General features: G+C 66.1%; 27 protein-coding genes. 3 read left to right on the forward strand and 24 right to left on the reverse strand.

Annotated features, from left to right (window positions below):
- The first annotated feature begins 325 nt into the window (after positions 1-325).
- The 3 genes from eccE to KOI47_RS31020 all read left to right on the forward strand — a co-directional run bounded on the left by eccE (position 326) and on the right by KOI47_RS31020 (position 3,319).
- On the forward strand, positions 326-1,507 hold the full coding sequence (gene eccE, locus KOI47_RS31010) for a type VII secretion protein EccE (RefSeq protein WP_216217678.1): 1,182 nt from the start codon (positions 326-328) through the stop codon (positions 1,505-1,507).
- Positions 1,504-2,226 (forward strand): hypothetical protein, encoded by a 723-nt coding sequence (locus tag KOI47_RS31015; protein ID WP_216210451.1) that lies wholly within the window; start codon positions 1,504-1,506, stop codon positions 2,224-2,226. Before eccE ends, KOI47_RS31015 begins: the two co-directional genes overlap by 4 nt.
- 199 nt (positions 2,227-2,425) lie before the next feature.
- A complete protein-coding gene (locus KOI47_RS31020) occupies positions 2,426-3,319 on the forward strand; it encodes an endonuclease domain-containing protein (RefSeq protein ID WP_216210453.1) in 894 nt (297 codons plus the stop codon).
- Here the strand turns inward: KOI47_RS31020 and truA are convergent.
- From truA to rplN, 24 genes are all read right to left on the reverse strand, one after another.
- A complete protein-coding gene (gene truA, locus KOI47_RS31025; RefSeq protein ID WP_408629962.1) occupies positions 3,310-4,230 on the reverse strand; it encodes a tRNA pseudouridine(38-40) synthase TruA in 921 nt (306 codons plus the stop codon). The genes KOI47_RS31020 and truA overlap by 10 nt on opposite strands.
- Positions 4,227-4,982, reverse strand: coding sequence for a 50S ribosomal protein L17, sunset domain variant (gene rplQ, locus KOI47_RS31030; RefSeq protein WP_216210454.1), 756 nt, complete (start codon positions 4,980-4,982; stop codon positions 4,227-4,229). Before rplQ ends, truA begins: the two co-directional genes overlap by 4 nt.
- 77 nt (positions 4,983-5,059) lie before the next feature.
- Positions 5,060-6,133 (reverse strand): DNA-directed RNA polymerase subunit alpha, encoded by a 1,074-nt coding sequence (locus tag KOI47_RS31035; RefSeq protein ID WP_216210456.1) that lies wholly within the window; start codon positions 6,131-6,133, stop codon positions 5,060-5,062.
- 118 nt (positions 6,134-6,251) lie between these two features.
- The gene (rpsD, locus tag KOI47_RS31040) at positions 6,252-6,857 is read right to left on the reverse strand and encodes a 30S ribosomal protein S4 (protein ID WP_216210457.1); all 606 of its coding nucleotides are present in this window, start codon (positions 6,855-6,857) and stop codon (positions 6,252-6,254) included.
- A 23-nt stretch (positions 6,858-6,880) separates the two neighbouring features.
- Complete coding sequence (gene rpsK / locus KOI47_RS31045) at positions 6,881-7,285, reverse strand: 30S ribosomal protein S11 (protein WP_141998674.1); 405 nt, start codon at positions 7,283-7,285, stop codon at positions 6,881-6,883.
- A gap of 19 nt (positions 7,286-7,304) precedes the next feature.
- On the reverse strand, positions 7,305-7,493 hold the full coding sequence (locus KOI47_RS31050) for a hypothetical protein (RefSeq protein ID WP_216210459.1): 189 nt from the start codon (positions 7,491-7,493) through the stop codon (positions 7,305-7,307).
- Positions 7,490-7,870 (reverse strand): 30S ribosomal protein S13, encoded by a 381-nt coding sequence (gene rpsM, locus KOI47_RS31055; protein WP_216210461.1) that lies wholly within the window; start codon positions 7,868-7,870, stop codon positions 7,490-7,492. The genes KOI47_RS31050 and rpsM overlap by 4 nt, the downstream gene beginning before the upstream one ends.
- A gap of 202 nt (positions 7,871-8,072) precedes the next feature.
- Positions 8,073-8,186, reverse strand: a complete 114-nt coding sequence (gene rpmJ, locus KOI47_RS31060; RefSeq protein WP_141998680.1) for a 50S ribosomal protein L36 — start codon at positions 8,184-8,186, stop codon at positions 8,073-8,075.
- Positions 8,187-8,262: 76 nt separating this feature from the next.
- The gene (infA, locus tag KOI47_RS31065; protein WP_009948665.1) at positions 8,263-8,484 is read right to left on the reverse strand and encodes a translation initiation factor IF-1; all 222 of its coding nucleotides are present in this window, start codon (positions 8,482-8,484) and stop codon (positions 8,263-8,265) included.
- Between the two features lie 343 nt (positions 8,485-8,827).
- Positions 8,828-9,598 carry a type I methionyl aminopeptidase gene (gene map, locus KOI47_RS31070; protein WP_216210463.1) on the reverse strand — a complete coding sequence of 257 codons (771 nt, stop codon included), beginning with the start codon at positions 9,596-9,598 and terminating at the stop codon, positions 8,828-8,830.
- Positions 9,599-9,642: 44 nt separating this feature from the next.
- Complete coding sequence (locus tag KOI47_RS31075; protein ID WP_216210464.1) at positions 9,643-10,197, reverse strand: adenylate kinase; 555 nt, start codon at positions 10,195-10,197, stop codon at positions 9,643-9,645.
- Positions 10,194-11,501 carry a preprotein translocase subunit SecY gene (secY, locus tag KOI47_RS31080; protein ID WP_216210466.1) on the reverse strand — a complete coding sequence of 436 codons (1,308 nt, stop codon included), beginning with the start codon at positions 11,499-11,501 and terminating at the stop codon, positions 10,194-10,196. Before secY ends, KOI47_RS31075 begins: the two co-directional genes overlap by 4 nt.
- Positions 11,502-11,899: 398 nt before the next feature.
- Complete coding sequence (locus tag KOI47_RS31085; protein WP_232376371.1) at positions 11,900-12,493, reverse strand: hypothetical protein; 594 nt, start codon at positions 12,491-12,493, stop codon at positions 11,900-11,902.
- A 9-nt stretch (positions 12,494-12,502) separates the two neighbouring features.
- Positions 12,503-12,955, reverse strand: coding sequence for a hypothetical protein (locus tag KOI47_RS31090; RefSeq protein WP_232376372.1), 453 nt, complete (start codon positions 12,953-12,955; stop codon positions 12,503-12,505).
- Positions 12,956-13,335: 380 nt separating this feature from the next.
- A complete protein-coding gene (gene rplO, locus KOI47_RS31095; RefSeq protein WP_216210468.1) occupies positions 13,336-13,782 on the reverse strand; it encodes a 50S ribosomal protein L15 in 447 nt (148 codons plus the stop codon).
- Positions 13,782-13,964, reverse strand: coding sequence for a 50S ribosomal protein L30 (gene rpmD / locus KOI47_RS31100; RefSeq protein ID WP_141998691.1), 183 nt, complete (start codon positions 13,962-13,964; stop codon positions 13,782-13,784). Before rpmD ends, rplO begins: the two co-directional genes overlap by 1 nt.
- Position 13,965: 1 nt before the next feature.
- Entirely contained in the window at positions 13,966-14,604 is a 639-nt protein-coding gene (gene rpsE, locus KOI47_RS31105; protein ID WP_216210470.1) for a 30S ribosomal protein S5, read from the reverse strand.
- 37 nt (positions 14,605-14,641) lie between these two features.
- The gene (gene rplR, locus KOI47_RS31110; RefSeq protein ID WP_269756676.1) at positions 14,642-15,040 is read right to left on the reverse strand and encodes a 50S ribosomal protein L18; all 399 of its coding nucleotides are present in this window, start codon (positions 15,038-15,040) and stop codon (positions 14,642-14,644) included.
- A 2-nt stretch (positions 15,041-15,042) separates the two neighbouring features.
- Positions 15,043-15,582: a 50S ribosomal protein L6 gene (rplF, locus tag KOI47_RS31115; RefSeq protein ID WP_216210472.1), complete on the reverse strand. Its 540-nt coding sequence runs from the start codon at positions 15,580-15,582 to the stop codon at positions 15,043-15,045.
- 16 nt (positions 15,583-15,598) lie between these two features.
- Entirely contained in the window at positions 15,599-15,997 is a 399-nt protein-coding gene (gene rpsH / locus KOI47_RS31120) for a 30S ribosomal protein S8 (protein ID WP_216210474.1), read from the reverse strand.
- 81 nt (positions 15,998-16,078) lie between these two features.
- Entirely contained in the window at positions 16,079-16,264 is a 186-nt protein-coding gene (locus tag KOI47_RS31125; RefSeq protein WP_141998701.1) for a type Z 30S ribosomal protein S14, read from the reverse strand.
- A 1-nt stretch (position 16,265) separates the two neighbouring features.
- Positions 16,266-16,835 (reverse strand): 50S ribosomal protein L5, encoded by a 570-nt coding sequence (gene rplE, locus KOI47_RS31130; RefSeq protein WP_216210476.1) that lies wholly within the window; start codon positions 16,833-16,835, stop codon positions 16,266-16,268.
- On the reverse strand, positions 16,835-17,149 hold the full coding sequence (gene rplX, locus KOI47_RS31135; protein WP_216210478.1) for a 50S ribosomal protein L24: 315 nt from the start codon (positions 17,147-17,149) through the stop codon (positions 16,835-16,837). Before rplX ends, rplE begins: the two co-directional genes overlap by 1 nt.
- Positions 17,149-17,517 (reverse strand): 50S ribosomal protein L14, encoded by a 369-nt coding sequence (gene rplN / locus KOI47_RS31140; RefSeq protein ID WP_007023270.1) that lies wholly within the window; start codon positions 17,515-17,517, stop codon positions 17,149-17,151. The genes rplX and rplN overlap by 1 nt, the downstream gene beginning before the upstream one ends.
- Positions 17,518-17,539: the final 22 nt, after the last annotated feature.

Genomic DNA, 17,539 nt, shown 5'->3' on the forward strand with positions numbered 1-17,539 from the left:
GAGGGAAGAGAACGCGCGGATGTCCGTCACCACTCCTCCACGTCCGGGAGGCCCTCCGCCGGGGCCCCGCCCACCAGGTCGGCCGCCCGGTCCGCCTCCGCGCCCGGGAGGGCGTGGCGAAGGCCCTGCAGGGCCCGGAGGACCAGGTGGACCGAGGGGCCCAGGAGGTCCGGGCGGGCCCGGCGGCCCGGGCGGACCAGGCGGGCCGCCGCCCGGTCAGCAGCCGCCTCAGCAGCCGGGGGGACCTGGCTCGGCTGGCGGCGCGCCGAGGGTTGCGCCGCCGGCGCGGCGCCGGGCGGTTGGGGTAAATCTCGGTCCGTTGCCCGTGGCAAACCTCATACTGCTGGAAGTGGGATTCGCAGCCGGCCTGGTCCTGATCGCAATCAATTCGGACCTGGTCTACGTAGCGATCGGCGTACTCGCTGTGTTGCTGGTGTGCGCCTTCCTGCGATGGAACGGCAAGTGGTTCACTCAATGGGTCGGTCTTACCACGCGATACATGCTGCGGTCACACGATCGGGTGGCGCAACCAGTCGCTCCGACCAGCCTGGAATCCATCGCTGCCGACGAGGAAAAGGTCACGGGACCGGACGACCCGCGAGTCAACCTGCTCCGGCTGGCGGTGCCGGACCTCGTGGTGGCACACGGAGTCGACCATGAGCGTCAACAGGTCGGGCTTGCCTGGAACGACGGCACCTGGACCGCTGTGTTGTTGGTCGAACCGGCCCCAGCGTTGATCACCCAGGCGGGTGGTGCGCCGAGCCTGCCACTGTCGGCGTTGGCACCCTGCCTGGAGGACCGCGGGGTGGTCCTCGACTCGATCCAGATGATCTGGCACTGCTACCCGGGCAGCGCGGCGCTGCCGTCGGACTCCCCCGCGCTCAGTTCGTACATGGAGGTACTGGGTCCCCTTCCCGCAGCGGCACGGCGGACGACCTGGGTGGCGATCCGCCTGGATCCGCGGCGCTGCCCCGCCGCCGTGCGCGAGCGTGGCGGCGGCGTGGTCGGGGCGCATCGCGCCCTGATCGGCGCGCTATCGCGCGTGCGCAACGCCCTGGAGTCACGGGGCGTCCCCACCCGGCCGCTCGATCCGGACGAGTTGCTGCGAGCGGGCATCTCGGCCTCGGAGCTGACCGGTGTGGCAGGCTCAGGCAACCGGGTCGGGCTAAAAGAGCGGTGGACTGGTGTCACGGCCGCTGGCATCGGCCACGCCAGCTACGCGATCACGGGGTGGCCCAAGGGCAAGATCAGCAACAGCCTCAATGTGTTGACTAGTGTCCGAGCACTGTCGGCCACGGTAGCGATATCGATCTCCCCCGCCGCGGACGAAGGCAACGTGGGGTTGCGTGGCATCGTCCGAGTGAGCGCACGCAACCCGCGCGAACTCGAAGCAGCCGACTCCCGGCTGAGCACCATCTCCGATCGGCTCGGGGTGACCTTGACTCCCCTGCGGGGCAGGCAGGTTGACGGATTCGCCGCCACCCTTCCGATGGGAGGCACAGCATGACATCCCGCGTTCGCGATGCGAACCGGAATACCGGTGTCGCCCCGGAGTTCACCGTGGACCCCGCACTGCTGGACGCGATCAGCCCGTCCGGCGATCGTGGCGGTATCGTCCTGGGCTCCGGATTGCAGGGTGAGCCGCTGACGATCTCGGCCCTGCGATCCACTCCGACCCGGATCGTGCTGGTCGGCGGCCTGTATCTGGCCCGCCAGGTGGCACTGCGGGCGATGGCGGTGGGTGCCTGGGTCGTGATCGCCACCGGTAGGCCCGCCGCCTGGCAGGTGCTGTCGAAGGCTGCCGGTACCCAGCCGAACGGACGGCCGTCACCGCTGGTACAGATTCGACGGTTGTCACCGGTAGAGCTGCCGAGGCCGTCCGAAGACGCGCCCCTGCTGGTGGTGAACGACGGTGGACCCACGCCACCGGACCTGTTCCCGCCCCGTTCGCCGTGGCAGACGACGGTGTATGTGCTGCCGTACCTGCACCCGCAGGCCGGCGCGATCGCCAACGCTGCCGATCTGGTGTTGATGCAACGCTTGCCGGCGGGGCAGGCCGAACTAGCCGGACGGCTCTGGCGGCTGCCCCCGCAGATGATGCATCAGCTCACCACGCTGAAGGACGACCAAGTGGTTGCCCTTGGCCGCAACCTGTGGCGTCCGCTTCGGCTGGTCACCACCAGTAAGGAACAGCAACTCCTCGGCCCCGTCCGCCGCGGCGACTGACCCCGGCCCCACGCTGCGTTTTGCCCGCTAAACGCGCCCCTCGGAGCGTGGTTAGCGGGCAAAACGTACCGCACTGGGGAGGCAGGTGGTGTCAAGTCCGCTCGGGGTGAACCTGTGGATAACCCATCAAGCTGAGCAACATTTCCACAAAACAAATTTGACAATTCCATGTCGCGGGTTTCTGCGGCACGCTGTAGTTGTGCAGACCAGACCTCATGAACTCACCGACGTCTTTCGCGGCTCAGAAGCGCGCCGGGAAGGCCTTGTCACCGCCGGGCAGCTACGCGGACCGGCGTTTCGTCGCTTATTCCAGGACGTGTACGTCCCTTCGGGCATCCCGGTGACCCACGAGTTGCGCTGTCGCGGCGCGGCACTGATCGTGCCGGAGGAAGCGGTACTGACCGGGCGATCCGCGGCAACCGTGCTCGGCGTACCACTGGCCAAGACCCACGACCCGGTCGAGTTCGTGGTTCCGGAGAAATTTCGGTTCGGGCCAATCAAGGGCGTACACGTCCGCCGAACCGAGATCACCAGGAAAGAATCTCGCCCCTGGAAAAGGGTACGAATCGCGAGACCAGCTCGGGTAGTTCTAGATCTTGTGCTGAGGCTGTCACCGCGCACGCACAACTGGATACGACGGCTCCGCATCGCCGTCCCCGATGTCGATGCGTTCCTGCGAACCGGTCTCGTCAAGCGACGCAAACTGGCCTACGCCCTGCTCCGGCGGCGTAATCGTGGGATTCGTCTCGCCCGGAGTGCGTTGGCATTGGCCGACCCGCGGGCCGAGTCGCTCCCAGAGTCCGAACTACGTGTCGTTCTGAGTACAGGCGGCCTCGCGCCGACACCGCAGTACAAGATCCGCAGGAAACGCAAGGTAGTCGCGCGGCTCGACCTGGCACTGCCCGAGCACCAGGTAGCCATCGAGTACGACGGACGCTGGCATCTGAAAGCCGAGCAGATCAAACATGATCATGCGCGTCGAAAACGGCTCAAGGCCGAAGGATGGCGTTTCGTCATCGTCGACGCCGAGCTACTTGCCGGCCCCTACCAAAAACTCCTCGACCTGGTCCGTAGCGTAATGAACTACTCCTGACGAATGCCTCCGGGAACCCGGAGCTTGCGAGTCTGCTCAGCACGAGCAGCCAGCTCGCCATCTGACGGATAGTCAACGCCCTCGAGCGTGAGACCATGTGCAGGGGCTACGGTGCTGCCCCGAACACCGCTTTCGAGTTGGTTAGCCGGTTCGTCCATCGACCGGCGACCATCACCGACCATCAACAAGGCACCGACCAGACTGCGCACCATGGAATGGCAAAAGGCATCCGCCGCAACGGAGGCCTCCACCAGGTGCTCATCCACCCGTCGCCAACTCAGCTCCTGCAACTCCCTGACCGTAGTAGCGCCGTCACGCTGCTTGCAGAACGCTGCGAAGTCGTGCAGACCGAGCAACTCTACCGACGCTGCATTCATCGCATCCACATCGAGCGGTCGTCCCCAGGCAAGGGTGTCACGACGCCGTAACGGATCGACGCCCCAAGGAGCATCCGAAACCCGGTAACGATAGTGCCTGCGCACGGCGGAAAATCGCGCGTCGAACTCGCTGGGGGCTACCCGGGCGACGAGAACACGCAGGTCAGCGGGCAGATATCGATTCCAACGATAGCGCATCCGGTCGAGGTCAGGGATGCCACGAGAATCAACCGAAAGCCGCCCGGAGCGCGTTTCGCCCGCTAACGGCACCACGTCGGCGTGGACCACCTGGCGGGTGGCGTGTACACCGGCGTCGGTTCGGCCAGCGACAACAACGGAGCGCGGGACCCCGGCTCCCGGAGGCTGCCTTGCCAGCGCGTCCTCGAGCACCCCCTGCACCGTCCGCCGATCTGGTTGCCGTGCCCAGCCGGAGAAATCAGTGCCGTCATAGCTGACATCGAGGCGCAGACGAACGAGCCCGCCCTCCCCAGTAGCGGGAGCGACGGGCTCGTTCGGTGTATCTGCTGCCGTCAGGAGTCATCCTCCGACGACGTGGCCTGGGAGGCCTCGAAACCGGCCGCCTCCGCTGCCTCTGCGCTGGCGAACCACACATCGGCGGTGGCCTGCTCATAATCGGCGCTGTCCGGAGCGTGGTACACCTTGGTGTCCTCACTACCCTTGACTGGGAAACCGTCCGGCTGCGAACCGTCGTCGAGTGGCGCACGGCTGTCTTCGCCGTACGGCGCCTCCTCGGTCGAAGCGCTCTCTTCGACCTCGGTGGCCGCGGTGGTCGCAGCCTCAATGGCCTCCGCGGGGACCTCGACCGCGGTCGTACCGGAAGCCTCAGACGCCGTATCGGCGGACTCCTGCTTCGGGGCGTCCTTGGCGAACTTGGTCTTCCGGGCAGCCTCGGCCTCCGCGGTCGCGGTCTTCTCCGACACCAGCTCGATCACAGCCATCGGGGCGTTGTCACCCTTGCGCGGCAGCGTCTTGGTGATGCGGGTGTAACCACCGTTGCGGTCCTCGAAGAACGGACCGATCTCGGCCATCAGCTTGTGCACGACATCCTTGTTCCGGATGACCCGCTGGATCTGCCGCCGGTTGTGCAGGTCGCCACGCTTGGCCTTGGTGATCAGCTTCTCGGCGAGCGGCCGCACGCGGCGCGCCTTCGTCTCGGTTGTAGTGATCCGGCCGTGCTCGAACAGCGACGTGGCAAGGTTCGCCAGCATCAACCGCTCGTGGGCCGGCGACCCGCCGAGACGGGCTCCCTTGGTGGGGGTGGGCATCGGTTCTCCTCGTTCAGCTGGTCAGCCGAAGACCGGCTCGTCCGCCACAGGCTGTCCGTGGCGGACGAGCCAGAGCCTTACAGCTGCTCCGTCTCTGCGTAGTCCTGGCCATCGTCGTGGCCGTTGTCCGAAATGCTGCTCGTGATGCCGTCGACACCGTCCGACCAGCCTTCACCGTCGTAGCTGGCGGCGGCCGCCGTCGGGTCGAATCCGGGCGGGCTGTCCTTCAGCGCGAGGCCCAGGCCGACCAGCTTGAGCTTCACCTCGTCGATCGACTTCGCGCCGAAGTTCCGGATGTCGAGCAGGTCGGCTTCGCTGCGCGAGACCAGCTCGCCGACCGTGTGAATCCCCTCACGCTTGAGGCAGTTGTAGGACCGTACCGTCAGGTCCAGGTCCTCGATCGGCATCGCGTAGGCGGCGATGGTGTCCGCTTCCTGCGGCGACGGTCCGATCTCGATACCCTCGGCGTCCACGTTCAGCTCGCGAGCCAGGCCGAACAGCTCGACCAGGGTCTTACCGGCGGAGGCGACGGCGTCCCGCGGAGTGATCGACGGCTTGGTCTCGACGTCCAGGATCAGTTTGTCGAAGTCGGTGCGCTGCTCGACACGGGTCGCCTCGACCTTGTAGGTCACCTTCATAACCGGCGAGTAGATCGAGTCGACCGGGATCCGACCGATTTCCGCGCCGGCCTGCTTGTTCTGCAGCGCCGGCACGTAGCCGCGACCACGCTCGACGACCAGCTCGATCTCAAGCTTGCCCTTGCCGTTGAGTGAGGCAATGTGCAGATCGGGGTTGTGCACGGTCACACCGGCCGGCGGCACGATATCCGCGGCGGTCACCTCACCAGGACCCTGCTTGCGCAGATACATCGTGACCGGCTCGTCCTCCTCGGAGCTCACGACCAGCTCCTTGAGGTTCAGAATGATGTCGGTGACATCCTCCTTCACCCCGGGCACAGTGGTGAACTCGTGCAACACACCGTCGATGCGGATGCTCGTCACGGCCGCGCCCGGAATGGACGACAGCAGCGTACGCCGCAGCGAGTTGCCGAGGGTGTAACCGAAACCGGGCTCGAGCGGTTCGATGGTGAACCGGGAGCGAGTCTCGTTGACCGTCTCTTCGCCGAGAGTCGGCCGCTGGGAAATCAGCACTTTCCTTCTTCCTTTCCTGCCGGCGCCCGCCATATGACGCCGAAAGGTGTGGCGTAGCGGCGGCGCGCTCGGGGCGCCGCCGCTCGATCCCGCCGAGCCGGGTAGGCCCGGCTTCGGATCACTTCGAGTAGAACTCGACGATCAGCTGTTCCTGCACCGGGACGTCGATCTGCGCACGCTCGGGCAGCTGGTGCACCAGCACGCGAAGGTTGGACGGAATGACCTGCAGCCATCCCGGAACCGGACGATCCCCGAAGGACTCTTTGGCGACCACGAACGGCAGCATCTGCAGCGACTTGGGCCGCACGTCGATGATGTCGAACTTCGTCACCTGGTAGCTCGGGACATTCACGTTCTTCCCGTTCACGAGGAAGTGACCGTGGCTGACGAGCTGCCGAGCCTGCCGCCGGGTCCGGGCGATCCCTGCTCGGTAGACCACATTGTCCAGCCGGGACTCGAGGATCTGCAGCAGGTTCTCACCGGTCTTGCCGGTGCGGCGCACGGCTTCCTTGTAGTAGCGGCTGAACTGCCGCTCCAGGACACCGTAGGTGTGCCGGGCCTTCTGCTTCTCCTGCAGCTGCAGGAGGTACTCGCTCTCCTTCACCCGGCCGCGGCCGTGCTGGCCGGGCGGGTAGGGGCGACGCTCGAAGGCCTGGTCGCCGCCGATGAGGTCAACCTTGAGACGACGCGAGATACGGGTCGCGGGGCCGGTGTAACGAGCCATTTCTTCTTACTCCTCCCCGTAGTTCAGACCCGACGCCGCTTCGGCGGCCGGCAGCCGTTGTGCGGCTGCGGGGTCACGTCCTGAATCGTGCCGACCTCGAGACCAGCGGCCTGCAGCGAGCGGATCGCGGTCTCCCGACCGGAGCCCGGTCCCTTGACGAACACGTCGACCTTCTTCATACCGTGCTCGGCCGCCTTTCGGGCGGCGTTCTCGGCTGCCATCTGGGCGGCGAACGGCGTGGACTTCCGGGAACCCTTGAAGCCGACATGGCCGGACGAGGCCCAGGAAATCACCGCACCGGTCGGGTCAGTGATGGAGACGATGGTGTTGTTGAAGGTGCTCTTGATGTGCGCGTGGCCATGCGCGACATTCTTCTTTTCCTTGCGCCGGACCTTCTTGGTCCCCGCAGCGCGAGACTTCGGTGGCATCTGTGGGTGTTTCTCCTCGTTAGCGCGAGTTCTCGGAGTGGGCTGCCGCGGCTTCCCGCTGCCCGCGCCGGATCACGGAACCGGCGTCGGTGTACAGCTGGCGCAGCGCCATCGGGCGGGCATAGAGCGCCTTCGGCGAGACACAGGACGTGGCGGCGTGCCGTTGACCACGGGCAACGCGCACCACCCTCTTGCTGCGGACGCTCATTTCTTGCCAGCCTTCTTCTTGCCGGCGACCGTCTTCTTCGGGCCCTTGCGGGTCCGGGCGTTGGTCTTGGTGCGCTGCCCGCGGACGGGGAGGCCGCGGCGCCACCGCAGGCCCTCGTAGCACCCGATCTCGATCTTCCGGCGAATGTCGGCGTTCACCTCGCGACGAAGGTCACCCTCGACCTTGAAGTTCTCCTCGAGATAGTCCCGCAGCCTGGTGAGGTCGTCGTCACTGAGATCCTTCACCCGGGTGTCCGGGTTCATCTCCGTAGCGGCGATCATCTCCTTGGAGCGGGTCCGGCCAATGCCGAAAATGTAAGTCAGCGCGATCTCCAGCCGCTTCTCGCGGGGGAGGTCGACGCCAGCGAGTCGTGCCATGGGCGCGTGTGCTCCTATCTAGTTCTTTGCCTTCAGGTCTGCTCCCCGCCCATTCCGGGACCGACTCGCTGTCATGCCACCTGCTTGCGCGGGTGGTGTCCCGGCCCCGGCCTGAAGTCCGGGGGTGAACCGGGCCGCTGGGCGGCCGGCAGGTTCGGGGAGTTCTATTCTGCTGTCAATCCACTCGTCAACGAGTGCGTGATCAGCCCTGCCGCTGCTTGTGCCGCAGGTTGTCGCAGATCACCATGATCCGGCCATGCCGCCGGACGATCTGGCACTTGTCGCAGATCCTCTTGACGCTCGGTTGAACCTTCACGTCTCCTGCTCTCCTGCTTGTGCTGGGTGGTTACCGGTCCCCTGGAGGGAACCTGTACTCGCCACGCCCACCACGATCACTTGTAGCGGTAGACGATGCGACCGCGGGACAGGTCGTAGGGGGACAACTCCACGACGACCCTGTCCTCCGGCAGGATGCGGATGTAGTGCTGCCGCATCTTGCCACTGATGTGTGCAAGGACCTTGTGGCCGTTCTCCAACTCGACGCGAAACATCGCGTTGGGAAGCGGCTCGATTACGCGGCCCTCGACCTCGATGGCCCCGTCCTTCTTGCCCATATCCTCCGCGTTTCGTGATGGGTTGAGTGGTGAGTGCTTGCCTCGGTGGTGCTGGCACGCACGTCACCCCGACTCCAATGCCGCCAGATTTCACGAGCGCGATGGAATCGGCGTGATGAGCACGCCGACTTGACAGTGTACGCAACCCGTGTCGTACCCCCCAAACGGGGGCCACTCATGTTACCTCACGGTATACCCACCCTCGGGCCCTCGCTGCGTTTCGCGGGCTAACCGTACCCGGCGGGATCCCGGCACAGTGCGGTTTGCCTGCTAAACGTACCGCCGACCAGGCATGGTAGCTGCGGAGAGTTGAGGCTTGATTACTTTTGGTAGTTCCCCGTGGCTACTCGGCGGCGGTCAGGACCCACGGTCCGTCAGCGGTGACGGCCACGGTGTGCTCCCAGTGCGCGGACCGGGACCCGTCTGCCGTGACAACGGTCCAACCGTCGTCCAGCTCTCGCGTCTCGCCGCTACCGCCGGTCAGCATGGGCTCGATCGCCAGCGCCATCCCGACCTTGAGGCGTGGCCCACGTCCCGGCTTACCGACGTTCGGCAGGAACGGCTCCATATGCATCGATGTGCCGATACCGTGACCGCCGTACTCGACGATCATGCCGTATTCGACACCATCGGCCAGGCTGGCCTGCTCGGCCGCGGTCTGTACGGCATGGGAGATGTCGGTCAACCGACCCCCCGGTAGGACAGCCTCGACACCCGCCCACATCGCTGACCTGGTGGCGACGGACAACGCCCTGTCGGCGTCGGAAACCACGCCGACCTCGATGGTGACCGCCGAGTCACCGTGCCAGCCGTCCAGGATCGCGCCGCAATCGACCGACAGAAGGTCGCCCGCGGCCAGGACCTGCGAGCTGGACGGGATGCCGTGCACGATCTGCTCGTTCACCGACGCACAGATCGAAGCGGGAAACCCGTGATACCCCTTGAATGAAGGCACCGCACCAGCGTCCCGGATGGTCTGCTCGGCGAGCTCGTCCAAGTCCGCCGTACTGACTCCCGCACGGGCGGCCTCGGTCAGCAAGCTCAACGTTCGAGCCACGACCAAGCCAGCCGCGCGCATGGCTTCCAGCTCACCTGGCGTCTTGACTTCGATCATGCGTCCACGGCGGAACAGTCGCGGCACATGAAGTCCTCCGCGGTTCACCTGCGATCGCGCAGCGCTTCCACGACCCGCGTCGAGACCTCACCGACGTCACCCACACCGTCAACCTTGATCAGGATATCGGCGTAGTACTCGAGCAACGGCGCCGTCTCCGACTGATACACCTGCTGGCGCCTCCGGATGACGTCCTCGGTGTCATCCGACCGGCCACGACCGAGCAACCGCTGCACGAGCACGTCCTCGGGAACCTCAAGCTGGATGACCGCGTCGAGAGCGGTATCCGCCTCGGCCAGTATCTGGCCGAGGACCTCGGCCTGCTTGGTGTTACGGGGGAAACCGTCGAGCAGGAACCCGGCCTTTGCATCGGGGTCGGTGAGCCGCTCCCGGACCATCTCGTTGGTCACCGAGTCCGGCACCAGCTCTCCGGAGTCGAGGTAGCGCTTCGCCTCCTTGCCCAGTGGGGTCTGTTCGCCCACATGGGCACGGAACAGGTCACCGGTGGAGATGTGTGGCACGCCCAGCCGTTCCGACAACGCCACGGCTTGGGTGCCCTTGCCCGCGCCTGGCGGGCCGACGAGAACCAGACGCGTCATCGGAGGAACCCTTCGTAGTTGCGCTGCATCAGCTGGCTTTCAATCTGCTTCATGGTGTCGAGACCGACACCGACCATGATCAGCACAGCTGTGCCGCCGAACGGGAAGTTCTGGTTCTGCCCCGGGTCGGTAACCGACAGGAAGAAGTTGGGCAGGATCGCCACCAGACCGAGGTAAATCGACCCTGGAAGGGTGATGCGGTTCAGCACGAAGTGCAAGTATTCCGCCGTCGGGCGCCCTGGCCTGATGCCTGGGATGAAGCCACCGAACTTCTTCATCTCTTCGGCACGCTCATCCACGTTGAACGTGATCGTGATGTAGAAGTACGTGAAGAACATGATCAGGCCGAAGTACAGCAGGATGTGCAACCAGCTGGACTGGTCGACGATGTAGCGCTGCATGAACGCCTGCCAGCCGGACGCGTCGGTCGGATCGCCGATGAGCCGGCTGATCAGGTCCGGCAGGTACAGCAGCGAGGAACCGAAGATGACCGGGATGACACCGGCCTGGTTGACCTTGATCGGCAGGTAGGTCGAGGTCCCGCCGTACATCCGGCGCCCGATCATGCGCTTGGCGTACTGCACCGGGATGCGGCGCTGCCCCTGCTCGACGAAGACCACGCTGGCAATGATCGCCAGGGCAAGCACACAGACGAACGCGAACACCGTTCCGCCCTGGCTGCTGAGGATGTTCGCGCCTTCGGCCGGAATCCGGGCGGCGATGTTCAGGAAGATCAGCACGGACATGCCGTTGCCGACACCGCGCTCAGTGATCAGCTCGCCGAGCCACATCATCACGGCGGTCCCGGCCGTCATGGTGATCACGATGATCGCCAGCGAGTAGACGCTGTTGTCCGGGATGACCGACTCGGGGCAGCCCTGGAACATCGCGCCGCGGTCGGCGAGCGCCACCACACCGGTCGCCTGGAGGATTGCCAGGCCGATCGTGAGATACCTGGTGTATTGGGTCAGCTTGCCCTGACCGGCTTGCCCCTCCTTCTTCAGCTCCTCGAAGCGAGGAATCACCACGGTGAGCAGCTGCACGATGATGCTCGCGGTGATGTACGGCATGATGCCGGTCGAGAAAATCGACAGCTGTAGGAGAGCCCCGCCACTGAACAGGTTCAGCAGCGAGTAGATGCCCTGGTCTTCGACCTGCGCTTGACATGCCTGCACGTTGGGATAGGAGACCCCGGGCGCCGGCGTGACGGCACCCACACGGTAGACCGCCACGATCATCAGCGTGAACAGGATCTTCTTGCGCAGGTCCGGCGTCGCGAGAGCCGAGCGGAAGGCGCTGAGCACGCGGGGGACCTCCTCGGCGTCGTCGGGGGTCGACCGACGATCGGCTTGGCCGGTGCTGCGACCGGCGGGAACACAGCATTACCCGACTCACCCATGGGCGGGCAAGCCAGGAACGCTTCGGGGCACATCAGTCCCGAAGCGTGCCGCCGACTCTAACAGCCTCGCGCAGAGTAGCTGCACCGTGTGCGGCAAAAACCGACGGAGGTCGGTAGGACAGCGGCGCCCATTCCGCCGAGTGGCCGTACGGGGACGCTCGAGGAGACGCGTCCACCGTGCTGCCAGCGGCGTGCTGCCCCGCTCCAAAGCGCCGATAGGCCACCCGGTAGGCCAGCGGTTTGCCCGCTAAACGTACGGCACGGGGGCCGGCGGGGTGCGTTTAGCGGGCAAACCGTAGTCGGTCAGCAGTGGGGGTCGGTTTCCTGGACGTAGATGTCCCAGGCGGGCTGGGCGGCCGGGCCGTCGACGGCCACGTTGTGCACGTACCAGTAGTAATGCCCGTAATACCGGTCCTCGAAGTGCATCTCGTAGGTACCGACGATGCGCTGGCGCATGGGCGCGGCGAAGATGTCCACCGCCTGGTAAGGCCCGAGCTCATGCCGGACCTCGTCGGCCCGGGTTGAGCTCCAGCTCCACTCCTGGGTGAAGCTGGTCTCGAAACCGGCCTCGAATATCTCCCCGAGTCGCACGCTGGCGCTGATCGTGACGCCGACGCTGTTGGTGGTCGTGGCCGACGACTCCCAGCGGATCACCCTGGTGGTGTTGCCGGCGGAGCAGTTCCGTGCCCCACCCGCCAGTTGGTACTCACCCCGATACACCTGAGGTGAGCTGGTCGGATGGAAGACGCACACATTGGGCACGCCCCGTTCGCACTGGTCGAGCAACTGCCGGATCGTGGGTTCGTCCTGCGCGGAGGCGGCCGCCGGCGTCTGCATGCCGAGTACGGTCATCGTGGCAGCGGCCAGTACGGCGAAGACTCGTTTGCCAATCCTCATCTCGACTCCTCAGCTCAGCCCGACAACCCAGGTCTGGTCATTGATGTGGCTACCGACGTCGGCATGGTCACCGCGGTACGGCCCTTCCCTGCTGCCGTCCTCCCGGTACAGCCACACCCAGCAGGTCGACCAACCCTGGACCGAGGAAATCTCGTTACGAAGGACGTGGTTCTCGAGTGGGAACCAGTAGTCGACGCGGTCGTTCTTCGGGCATGGCTCCGGAACAAGGAGTGTTAGCGAGCGACCGCCGTAGTTGATGTGTTCGAACACCATCCCGCCGATGATCTCGGCACTTGTGTTCGCCAGCCGCTCGCCGTGGGCACGAGCACGGTCGCGCGTGTCATAACAGTCATAGGTCTGCGCGGTCACCGAGTAGACGCAGTGCTCGTCGGGGGTGGCCGCGGCAGCGGACGGCGCCACGGCGAACGAAAGGCCCACGGCGAGACCCAGCGCCGTGAACACCCTCCCACCTCTGGCGTGCCTTCCTGGCCTTATGTCGCTCACGCCTGCCTCCTTCCGGGTTGACTCGATTACGGAATCGGTTCAGGTATCACCGGAAAGGTTCCGTCTGCGCTCGGTCGGGTCCATAACGACCGGCCGGTAACCGACGAAAGTCGTCGAAGAAGGGCCGACCGGCCGGAGCCATTGGGGTGAACGCGGAGTGCTCGCCTCACTACTCACCCGCTACCCGCGGCACGCACCGAGAGCCACCCGGAGCGCGTTTAGCGGGCGAACCGCACCCCCGGGGGTGCGGTTCGCCCGCTAAACGCGGTTGGTGGGGTGGGGTGGACATGCGAACGGCCCGCCTGGTGGACCAGGCGGGCCGTTCGCGGGAGAGTTGTTCAGTTGCTGGTGGTGGCGGAGCCACCGGCGGCTTCGAGCTTCTCCCGTGCGCTCTTGGAGAAGGCGTCGGCGGTGATGTCCAGCTTGACGTCGCCGACCTCCCCGTTGCCGAGCACCTTCACCAGCTTGCCCTTGCGGACCAGGCCGCGGGCGGCCAGGTCCGCGGCGGTGATCGTGCCGCCGTCGGTGAACACCCTGGCGATGTCGCCCACGTTCACCGGCTGGTACTCGGTGCGGAACCGGTTGTTGAAGCCACGCAGCTTCGGCAGCCGCATGTGGATGGGCATCTGCCCACCCTCGAACCGGGCCGGTACGTTCTTCCGTGCCTTGGTGCCCTTGGTACCGCGACCCGCGGTCTTGCCCTTCGAGCTCTCACCGCGGCCGACCCGGATCTTGCCCTTGTTCGAGCCCTCGGCTGGCCGGAGGTGGTGGATCTTGATGGCCATTACTTGACCTCCTCCACGGTCACCAGGTGCCGCACCGTGTGGATCAGGCCGCGGACCTGGGGGGTGTCCTCACGCACCACGGACTGCCGGATCTTGCGCAACCCGAGGGTGCGCAGGGTGTCCCGGTGGTTCTGCTTGGTGCCGATCCTGCTCTTGATCTGGGTGACCTTGAGCTGTGCCATCTCAGACCCCCTGCCCCGCGCGCTGGCGCAGCATCCGGGCCGGCGCGACATCCTCGAGCGGCAGGCCGCGGCGGGCCGCGACCTCCTCCGGACGCTGCAGACCGCGCAGGGCGGCGACCGTGGCACGCACGATGTTGATCGCGTTGTCGCTGCCGAGCGACTTGGACAGCACGTCGTGCACGCCGGCGCACTCCAGCACCGCACGCACCGGGCCACCCGCGATCACACCGGTACCGGGGCTGGCCGGGCGCAGCAGCACGACGCCCGCGGCCTCCTCACCCTGGATCGGGTGCGGAATGGTGCCGGCGATCCGGGGAACGCGGAAGAAGTTCTTCTTCGCCTCCTCGACGCCCTTGGCGATCGCCGAGGGCACCTCCTTGGCCTTGCCGTAGCCGACGCCGACCTGGCCGTCGCCGTCGCCGACGACCACCAGGGCGGTGAAGCTGAACCGACGGCCACCCTGGACCACCTTGGCAACGCGGTTGATCGCTACCACGCGCTCGAGGTGCGGGGTCTTCTCCTGGGCCGCCCCGCCACGGCCACCATCACGACGGTCCCTGCGCTCGCGGCGGTCGCCGCGCTCGCCACCGGCGGCACCCTGGCCGCCCTGGCCGCCGCCTTGCCGTGCACGTCCCGGCATCAGGCTTTCCTTCCATTCACATTCGTGGCCATCACTGTCAGAACTCCAGGCCCGCCTCGCGGGCGGCGTCGGCCAGTGCGGCGATGCGGCCGTGGTAGGCGTTGCCACCCCGGTCGAACACCGCCGCGGAGACGCCCGCGTTCTTCGCGCGAGCCGCCACCAGTTCGCCCACCTTGGCGGCCTTGGCCTTCTTGTCGCCATCCATCGCCCGGACGTCCGCCTCCAGGGTGGACGCCGACGCGATGGTGTGCCCGGCGAGGTCGTCGATGAGCTGCACCGCCATGTGCCGCGAGGACCGCTTGACGGCCAGCCTCGGCCGATCCGGCGTGCCGCTGATCTTCTTGCGGAGCCGGAAATGGCGCTTGGCCTTGGCGGCGCGACGGCGGGTCGAGATGTCCTTGCCGATCGGCTTGCGCTTGATAGCCGTTTCGCTCATGATCACTTACCCGTCTTCCCGACCTTGCGGCGGATGCGCTCGCCCTCGTAGCGCAGGCCCTTGCCCTTGTACGGGTCCGGGCGCCGCAGCTTGCGAATGACCGCAGCCGTCTGGCCGACCTTCTGCTTGTCGATGCCGGACACCGAGAACTTGGTGGGGCTTTCCACGCTGAACGTGATGCCCTCCGGCGCCTGGATCGTCACCGGGTGGCTGAAGCCGAGCGCGAACTCGAGGTCCGTGCCCTTGGCCTGCACGCGGTAACCGACCCCGTGGATCTCCAGCTTCTTCTCGAATCCCTGAGTGACCCCGACGACGAGGTTGTTCACCAGGGTGCGGCTCAGCCCGTGCAGCGAACGGTTCTCCCGCTCGTCATCCGGCCTGGTCACCTCGAGCGAGCCGTCCTCGGCGCGCGTGACGCTGATCGGCTCGGCAACCGTGTGCTCCAGGGTGCCCTTGGGCCCCTTCACCGTGACGTGCTGGCCGTCGATCGTCACCTCGACCCCGGAGGGGACGGCGATCGGCAGCTTTCCGATGCGTGACATGCCTGGTCCCCCTTCCTCACCAGACGTAGGCGAGGACTTCCCCGCCCACGCCGTTGCGCTTGGCCTGCCGGTCGGTCTGCAGCCCGGAGGACGTCGAGATGATCGCGACGCCGAGGCCACCGAGGACGTTGGGCAGGTTGGTCGATTTCGCGTACACCCGCAGCCCCGGCTTGGAAACCCGCCGCAGCCCCGCGATGCTGCGCTCGCGGTTGGGGCCGTACTTCATCTCAACGACGAGGTTCTTGTGCTTCTCGCCCGGCTCGTCGCGGTAGCTCGCGATGTAGCCCTCCCGCTTGAGGATCTCGGCGATGCTCGCCTTGAGCTTCGAGTGCGGGAGCACGACCTCGTCGTGATACGCCGAGTTCGCGTTACGCAGACGCGTCAAGAAGTCTGCGATCGGGTCGGTCATCGTCATGGTGACCTGTCAACCTTTCTCGCCCTGGTTCCCTTCCCTGATGGTCAGGGCCTGTGGCGAAGTGTGGAGTCGGTGGAACCGTTACCAGCTGGACTTGCTGACGCCGGGCAGCTCGCCCGCGTGCGCCATATCGCGCAGGCACACTCGGCAGAGCCCGAACTTGCGGAACACCGAGCGCGGCCTGCCGCACTTCTGGCAGCGGGTGTAGGCGCGCACCTTGAACTTCGGCTTCTTCGAGGCCTTGTGGATCAGCGCTTTCTTGGCCATCTCAGTTCTCCTTGAACGGGAAGCCGAGCTTGCGAAGCAGCATGCGGCCCTCGTCGTCGGTCGTGGCGGTGGTGACGACCGTGATGTCCATGCCCCGCGCACGGTCGATGGAGTCCGGGTTGATCTCGTGGAACATCGACTGCTCGGTGAGGCCGAACGTGTAGTTGCCCCGACCGTCGAACTGCTTGGCCGACAGGCCACGGAAGTCACGGATCCGGGGCAGCGCGATGGTCAGCAGCCGGTCCAGGAACTCCCACATCCGGTCGCCACGCAGGGTGGCCCGCGCGCCGATCGGCATGCCCTCACGCAGCTTGAACTGCGCGATGGACTTGCGGGCCCTGCGCACCTCGGGCTTCTGCCCGGTGATGGTGGCCAGGTCCCGCACGGCGCCCTCGATCAGCTTGCTGTCCCTTGCCGCGTCGCCGATGCCCATGTTCACCACGACCTTGACCAGACCGGGGATCTGGTGCACGTTCGCGTAGTTGAACTCGTTGTTGAGGTCGGCCTTGATCTCGTCGCGGTACCGGGTCTTCAACCGCGGCACCGGGTAGGCCTCTTGTGCGGTCGTCATCAAATGTCCTTACCGGTCCTGCGCGAGATCCGGACCTTCTTGCCGTCCTCGCCGATGCGATAGCCCACCCTGGCCGGCTTGCCGTCGGAGTCGACGACCTGCACGTTCGACACGTGGATGGGCGCTTCCTGCGTGATGATCCCGCCGGACTGCGCGCCGCGCTGGGTCTGGGTGATCCGGGTGTGCTTCTTGATCCGGTTCACGCCCTCGACCAGCACTCGCTGGCGGTCCGGGTAGGCCTGGATGACCTTGCCCTTCGCACCCTTGTCCTTGCCGGCGATGACGAGGACCGTGTCGCCCTTCTTCACCTTCATCACAACACCTCCGGCGCGAGCGAGATGATCTTCATGAACTTCCGATCGCGCAGCTCGCGGCCGACCGGCCCGAAGATACGGGTGCCCCGGGGGTCGTTGTCGTTCTTGATGAGCACCGCGGCGTTCTCGTCGAACCTGATGTAGGAGCCGTCAGGGCGACGCTTCTCCTTCACCGTGCGGACGATGACGGCTTTGACCACATCACCGCGCTTGACGTTGGCGCCCGGGATGGCGTCCTTGACGGTGGCGACGATGATGTCACCGATGCCCGCGTAGCGCCGCCCCGAGCCACCGAGCACGCGGATGGTCAGGATCTCCTTGGCACCCGTGTTATCGGCGACTCGTAGTCGCGACTCCTGCTGGATCACGTCAACTCCTGTATGTCTCGCC

The sequence above is a fragment of the Amycolatopsis aidingensis genome (assembly GCF_018885265.1).
GTDB lineage: Bacteria > Actinomycetota > Actinomycetes > Mycobacteriales > Pseudonocardiaceae > Amycolatopsis > Amycolatopsis aidingensis.

Bases quoted from the DNA above. Each gene is read 5' to 3' on its own strand.
- KOI47_RS31015 (WP_216210451.1), top strand. From the start codon at position 1,504: ATGACATCCCGCGTTCGCGATGCGAACCGGAATACCGGTGTCGCCCCG.
- rplQ (WP_216210454.1), bottom strand. From the start codon at position 4,982: ATGCCCACCCCCACCAAGGGAGCCCGTCTCGGCGGGTCGCCGGCCCAC.
- rpsD (WP_216210457.1), bottom strand. From the start codon at position 6,857: ATGGCTCGTTACACCGGCCCCGCGACCCGTATCTCGCGTCGTCTCAAG.
- rpsK (WP_141998674.1), bottom strand. From the start codon at position 7,285: ATGCCACCGAAGTCTCGCGCTGCGGGGACCAAGAAGGTCCGGCGCAAG.
- KOI47_RS31050 (WP_216210459.1), bottom strand. From the start codon at position 7,493: ATGAGCGTCCGCAGCAAGAGGGTGGTGCGCGTTGCCCGTGGTCAACGG.
- rpsM (WP_216210461.1), bottom strand. From the start codon at position 7,870: ATGGCACGACTCGCTGGCGTCGACCTCCCCCGCGAGAAGCGGCTGGAG.
- infA (WP_009948665.1), bottom strand. From the start codon at position 8,484: ATGGGCAAGAAGGACGGGGCCATCGAGGTCGAGGGCCGCGTAATCGAG.
- map (WP_216210463.1), bottom strand. From the start codon at position 9,598: ATGATCGAAGTCAAGACGCCAGGTGAGCTGGAAGCCATGCGCGCGGCT.
- KOI47_RS31075 (WP_216210464.1), bottom strand. From the start codon at position 10,197: ATGACGCGTCTGGTTCTCGTCGGCCCGCCAGGCGCGGGCAAGGGCACC.
- KOI47_RS31085 (WP_232376371.1), bottom strand. From the start codon at position 12,493: ATGAGGATTGGCAAACGAGTCTTCGCCGTACTGGCCGCTGCCACGATG.
- rplO (WP_216210468.1), bottom strand. From the start codon at position 13,782: ATGGCCATCAAGATCCACCACCTCCGGCCAGCCGAGGGCTCGAACAAG.
- rpmD (WP_141998691.1), bottom strand. From the start codon at position 13,964: ATGGCACAGCTCAAGGTCACCCAGATCAAGAGCAGGATCGGCACCAAG.
- rpsE (WP_216210470.1), bottom strand. From the start codon at position 14,604: ATGCCGGGACGTGCACGGCAAGGCGGCGGCCAGGGCGGCCAGGGTGCC.
- rplR (WP_269756676.1), bottom strand. From the start codon at position 15,040: ATGAGCGAAACGGCTATCAAGCGCAAGCCGATCGGCAAGGACATCTCG.
- rplF (WP_216210472.1), bottom strand. From the start codon at position 15,582: ATGTCACGCATCGGAAAGCTGCCGATCGCCGTCCCCTCCGGGGTCGAG.
- rpsH (WP_216210474.1), bottom strand. From the start codon at position 15,997: ATGACGATGACCGACCCGATCGCAGACTTCTTGACGCGTCTGCGTAAC.
- KOI47_RS31125 (WP_141998701.1), bottom strand. From the start codon at position 16,264: ATGGCCAAGAAAGCGCTGATCCACAAGGCCTCGAAGAAGCCGAAGTTC.
- rplE (WP_216210476.1), bottom strand. From the start codon at position 16,835: ATGACGACCGCACAAGAGGCCTACCCGGTGCCGCGGTTGAAGACCCGG.
- rplX (WP_216210478.1), bottom strand. From the start codon at position 17,149: ATGAAGGTGAAGAAGGGCGACACGGTCCTCGTCATCGCCGGCAAGGAC.